Raw genomic sequence first — 4,961 nt, 5'->3', positions numbered from 1 at the left:
GTCTGAGGAATGCATCCAGTTGCATGGCGGCATTGGCATGACCTGGGAGCTACCCTTCTCGCACTACGCCAAACGGCTGATCATGATCGACCACCAACTGGGCGACGAAGACCACCATCTCGCTCGATTCATCGCGCTGGGCCAGGCCGCACAGACCGCACAATAAAGCCCATGTCTGAGCTTCAATCGGCACCGCATCAGGGGCCACATCGTGCGCCTCATCGGGCAGTCTGGCCACCTGGGCTGCCTCATCACCTGGCGCTGCCCGAGACCCACCTGTTCCACAACGTCGAGGTCTCGGCGCAGCGCTTCCCCGACAAGCCCTATCTGATCTTCTATGACACGCAGATCAGCTACGCGCGCTTCAAGGACGAGGCCGAGCGCCTGGCCGGCTATCTGCAACAGGCCTGTGGCGTCAAGCGTGGCGATCGTGTGCTGCTCTTCATGCAGAACAGCCCGCAGTTCGTGCTGGCGTACTACGCCATCCTGCGCGCCGATGCGGTCGTGGTACCCGTCAACCCCATGAACCTCAGCGAGGAGTTGCAGCACTACGTGCAGGACGCACAGGCCTCGGTGATCCTGGCCGCACAAGAACTGTTCCCTCAGGTTCAGCCCTTGCTGCACGCTGGGCGTGCCAGCGGACAAGGCCTGCAGCACGCCATCGTGGCCACCTACAGCGACTACCTGGAAGTGCCCACCGACCTGCGTGTTCCCGATGTGGTCACCGCCCCGCGCCAGGCCTTGAACGAGCCCGGTGCCGTGACCTGGTCGCACGCCCTGTCTCAAAGCCATCAACCCGCCCCCATGTGCGCAGGCCCTGATGACCTCGCCGTGCTGCCCTACACATCCGGTACCACCAGCCATCCCAAAGGCTGCATGCACACGCACCGCAGCGTGATGTACAACGTGGTGGCACGCGGCGTGTGGCTAGGCAGCCAGCCCGAATCCGTGCAACTGGCCGTGCTGCCCTTCTTTCACGTCACGGGCATGCAGAACGCCATGAACGGCACGCTCTACCTGGGCGCCACGGCCGTGCTCTTGCCGCGCTGGGATCGCGAGGTGGCCTTGCAATGCATCGCGCGCTACAAGGTCACCGGCGCGCAGATGATCTCGACCATGGTCGTGGACATGCTCAACCACCCTCGCATCGACGAGTTCGATCTGCGCAGCCTCAATAGCATCGGCGGCGGCGGTGCGGCCATGCCCGAGGCCATTGCCACCAAACTCAAGGCGCTGACGGGCCTCGATTACATCGAAGGCTATGGCATGTCCGAGACCATGGCGGCCACGCATGTGAACCCGGTTCATCGCCCCATGAAGCAATGCCTGGGCATCCCGATCTTTGACGTGGATGCGCGCGTGGTGGACCCGCTCACCTTCGAGGATCTGCCGCCCAACGAGGTGGGCGAGATCATCGTCAGCGGGCCACAGGTGATGAAGGGCTACTGGCGCAACCCGCAGGCCGATGAAGAAAGCTTCATCGAGCGCGATGACAAGCGCTTCCTGCGCACAGGCGACCTCGCCCGCGTGGACGAGCACGGCTACTTCTTCATGGTGGACCGCCTCAAGCGCATGATCAACGCATCGGGCTTCAAAGTCTGGCCAGCTGAAGTCGAAGCGCTGATGTACCACCACCCCGCCATCCAGGAAGTCTGCGTGATCGCCGCGCCGGATGAGAAGCGCGGCGAAACCGTCAAGGCTGTGGTCGTACTCAAACCCGACCAGCAAGCGCTGCCAGGCCAGATCACCGAGCAAACCATCATCGACTGGGCCCACACTCACATGGCCGCCTACAAGGCCCCACGTATCGTGCAGTTCGTGGCGCAACTGCCGCGCTCTGGCACAGGCAAGATCCAGTGGCGAACACTGCAGGATCAGGAACACAATCACGCTCGCGCCACCGACAAGGCGCCGCACAAACACAAGGACACGATGCCATGAGCGCTTCACAAGCCACCTTCAACTGGGCCGACCCGCTGCTGCTGGATGACCAGCTCACGCAGGAAGAGCGCATGATCAAGGACGCCGCCCGCAGCTATGCGCAGGGCAAGCTGCTGCCCCGCGTGACCCAGGCCTTCCGCAACGAGCAGACCGATCCGGCCATCTTCCGTGAGATGGGTGAGCTGGGCCTGCTGGGCGCGACCATCCCCGCTGAATACGGCGGCGCCGGCCTCAACTACGTGAGCTATGGCCTGATCGCCCGAGAAGTGGAGCGAGTGGACTCGGGCTACCGCTCGATGATGAGCGTTCAGTCCTCACTCGTCATGGTGCCGATCAACGAATTCGGCAATGAAGCCACCAAGCGCAAGTACCTGCCCAAGCTGGCATCGGGCGAGTTCATCGGCTGCTTCGGCCTGACCGAACCCAATCATGGCTCGGACCCGGCCGGCATGCTCACGCGCGCCACCAAAGTGGACGGCGGCTACACCCTGCGCGGCAACAAGATGTGGATCAGCAACTCGCCGATCGCCGATGTGTTTGTGGTCTGGGGCAAGCTCAATGAAGATGGCAAAAACCACATCCGCGGCTTCGTACTGGAGAAGGGCTTCAAGGGCCTGAGTGCTCCGACCATCCACGGCAAGGTGGGCCTGCGTGCATCGATCACCGGCGAGATCGTGATGGACGACGTGTTCGTGCCTGAAGAAAACGCCTTCCCCGAAGTGCGAGGCCTCAAGGGCCCCTTCACCTGCCTGAACTCGGCGCGCTATGGCATCTCATGGGGCGCGATGGGTGCCGCGGAAGACTGCTGGTTCCGCGCCCGTCAATACACACTGGATCGCCAGCAGTTCGGCCGCCCCCTGGCCGCCAACCAGCTCATCCAGAAAAAGCTGGCCGACATGCAGACCGAGATCGCCTTGGGCCTGCAAGGCAGCCTGCGCCTGGGCCGCTTGAAGGACGAGGGCAAGGCCGCCGTCGAGATCACCTCGATCATGAAGCGCAACAACTGCGGCAAGGCCCTGGACATCGCCCGTCTGGCGCGCGACATGATGGGCGGCAACGGCATCAGCGATGAATTCGGCGTGGCCCGCCACCTGGTCAACCTTGAAGTGGTCAACACGTATGAGGGCACGCATGATGTGCATGCCTTGATCCTGGGCCGCGCGCAGACGGGGATTCAGGCCTTCTTCTAAAAAACCAAACCGCTAGCGCTGGCGCAAGGGTTTCAACAGGCCGCTCAGCCCGTTGTGATCGATCTCCTGCATCAGCGCCAGCAGGCGCCCGATTTCGCCCTTCGGGAAGCCTTCGCGCGCAAACCAGCCAAGGTAGTTGCCGGGCAAATCAGCCAGCAGCGTGCCCTTGTGCTTGCCAAACGGCATGGTCATGGTGACCAGCTTCTGCAGATCTTCTGGATTCATATGCAAAGGGTACGCTCTAATGCGTACACATTCCACAGCGCTGATTGACATGTCCCAGAGCGAAACGCCCATCCGCTACCTCAACCCCGAGCCCCGCTACTCTGACGCGGCCATCCACGGCCAGGTCGTGTACCTCGCGGGCCAGGTGCCCACGAACACCAGTGCCGACATGGCCGGCCAGACGCAGCAGGTGCTCGATCAGATCGAGGCCCTGCTCAAGGAAGCCGGCAGCCACCGCGGCCGCATCCTGATGGCGCAAGTCATCGTCAAGGACATCCGCGAGGTGCCCGAGATGAACACGGTGTGGGAGGCATGGTTCCAGGGCGTGACGGCGCCACCGCGCGCCACCTTCCAGTCGCCCCTGGTCAATCCGGATTGGAAGATTGAAGTGATCGTCACCGCCGCGCTGGCCTGACGATGCCCCAAGGCCGAATCAGCAGCGGCCCGAACGGCGGCTGCGCGGATTGAGCTTGTCGATCTCGGCGATCTGCTGCTTGAGCAGAATCAACAAGGTGCGTGCATCGTCCACGGCCAGAGACAGGCTGCTGATCACGGCCTGCTCGTCCTTCGGCGAGCGGTTTTGCACCAGCACATCCACCCCGAGTTCGATCAAGCCGTGGCTATGACGAGCCGATTTCAGGCGTTGGATTTCGATGTCGTAGGTTTTCATGCTTGTTCTCCAGCTTGGGGTTCAGGGCTGGATTGTCGTGCATGCCAGGCCCGCAGGGCTTGCCGGTACGCATCCATCGCCATATCGTGGCGATCAAAAATGCAGGGATCGCAGCCATTGCCGCAGCAATCGTTGATGTCGGGGGCCTCGGGGGGCTGTGGCATCGGGTCTGACACGGGATCGGTAGAAAGTGCGCTCATGGGCCGCTATTTTCTCGCACCTCGGCGAAGGGTGCACATGGCCATCCCGCGACAACCCTTCCACCAGATAAAAAGCCCGCCAGGCACCAGGCCGGCGGGCTTGCTCATCCCACGCGCCAGATCAGTTCAAGGCACTGGTCGGCACCACCGGCAAGACCACGCTAGATGGATAGCTGGCGCTGTTGAGGATGGTGCTGATGTTGCCATTGGCCTGTTGCTGCTGCGGCGTGGGCCACACACCCTGAGCCTGGTTGCTGGCACTGATCGCGATGCGCAGCTTGTGGCCCTTGCGGATCACGGCAGCGGCCGGGAACACCTCCACAGGAACCAGCATGGGCTGGCCTGGCACCACAGGCAGCCTCGACGCCTCGGTAAGTGGGTGCCAAGGCTGGATCATCACGCCCTTGACGTAGCGCGAGCGGCTGGTGTCCACCGCACGGAAACTGGCTGACATCAGCCCCGTCGTGATCGGCGTGGCAATGCCAAATGCATCCACATCGTCCACGCGCACGGCCACAGCCGCCTCGGTCCTGGTCGTGAGCATCCAGATATCAGCCTGAATGGGGCCGTTGATGTACAGGTCGCTGCTCAAGGCAGGTGTCTGATAGACCAAGGCGCTCTGAGACTTCTCGACGGTGGCGCTGTTCGAATAACAAGCCTTGGGCAACAAGCCCGCCATGCCCAGAGACCATTGCACGAAGCTGCTGGAGCAATCGCTGCCATCGTTGATCGTGA

7 protein-coding genes and 1 pseudogene are annotated in these 4,961 nt (G+C 62.6%); 4 read left to right on the top strand and 4 right to left on the bottom strand.

The genetic code is table 11. From position 1 onward, the window contains the following. From EPO09_RS20815 to EPO09_RS20805, 3 genes and pseudogenes are all read left to right on the top strand, one after another. Nucleotides 1–166: pseudogene (locus EPO09_RS20815) on the top strand (pimeloyl-CoA dehydrogenase small subunit); the annotation flags it as partial. A gap of 5 nt (nucleotides 167–171) precedes the next feature. Continuing rightward, on the top strand, nucleotides 172–1,941 hold the full coding sequence (locus EPO09_RS20810; protein ID WP_290646273.1) for a long-chain fatty acid--CoA ligase: 1,770 nt from the start codon (nucleotides 172–174) through the stop codon (nucleotides 1,939–1,941). Then, nucleotides 1,938–3,131 carry an acyl-CoA dehydrogenase gene (locus tag EPO09_RS20805; RefSeq protein WP_290646271.1) on the top strand — a complete coding sequence of 398 codons (1,194 nt, stop codon included), beginning with the start codon at nucleotides 1,938–1,940 and terminating at the stop codon, nucleotides 3,129–3,131. Before EPO09_RS20810 ends, EPO09_RS20805 begins: the two co-directional genes overlap by 4 nt. 12 nt (nucleotides 3,132–3,143) lie before the next feature. Here the strand turns inward: EPO09_RS20805 and EPO09_RS20800 are convergent, their stop codons facing one another. Further along, entirely contained in the window at nucleotides 3,144–3,356 is a 213-nt protein-coding gene (locus EPO09_RS20800) for a DUF3820 family protein (protein WP_290646269.1), read from the bottom strand. Between the two features lie 49 nt (nucleotides 3,357–3,405). Between EPO09_RS20800 and EPO09_RS20795 the strand changes: the two genes are divergently transcribed. Beyond that, nucleotides 3,406–3,771 (top strand): RidA family protein, encoded by a 366-nt coding sequence (locus EPO09_RS20795; protein ID WP_290646267.1) that lies wholly within the window; start codon nucleotides 3,406–3,408, stop codon nucleotides 3,769–3,771. 18 nt (nucleotides 3,772–3,789) lie between these two features. Here the strand turns inward: EPO09_RS20795 and EPO09_RS20790 are convergent, their stop codons facing one another. The 3 genes from EPO09_RS20790 to EPO09_RS20780 form a co-directional block, all read right to left on the bottom strand. Then, nucleotides 3,790–4,026: a hypothetical protein gene (locus tag EPO09_RS20790; RefSeq protein ID WP_290646265.1), complete on the bottom strand. Its 237-nt coding sequence runs from the start codon at nucleotides 4,024–4,026 to the stop codon at nucleotides 3,790–3,792. Continuing rightward, complete coding sequence (locus EPO09_RS20785; protein WP_290646275.1) at nucleotides 4,023–4,190, bottom strand: oxidoreductase-like domain-containing protein; 168 nt, start codon at nucleotides 4,188–4,190, stop codon at nucleotides 4,023–4,025. The genes EPO09_RS20790 and EPO09_RS20785 overlap by 4 nt, the downstream gene beginning before the upstream one ends. Before the next feature lie 157 nt (nucleotides 4,191–4,347). Next, nucleotides 4,348–4,961 (bottom strand): CocE/NonD family hydrolase C-terminal non-catalytic domain-containing protein (locus EPO09_RS20780; protein ID WP_290646263.1); only part of this gene is annotated, 614 nt, incomplete at its 5' end.

The organism is Aquabacterium sp., from assembly GCF_004297345.1.
Classification (GTDB): domain Bacteria; phylum Pseudomonadota; class Gammaproteobacteria; order Burkholderiales; family Burkholderiaceae_C; genus Aquabacterium.
The sequence above is the reverse complement of the archived record's forward strand: the minus strand, read 5'-3'. Positions and strand labels throughout refer to the sequence as shown.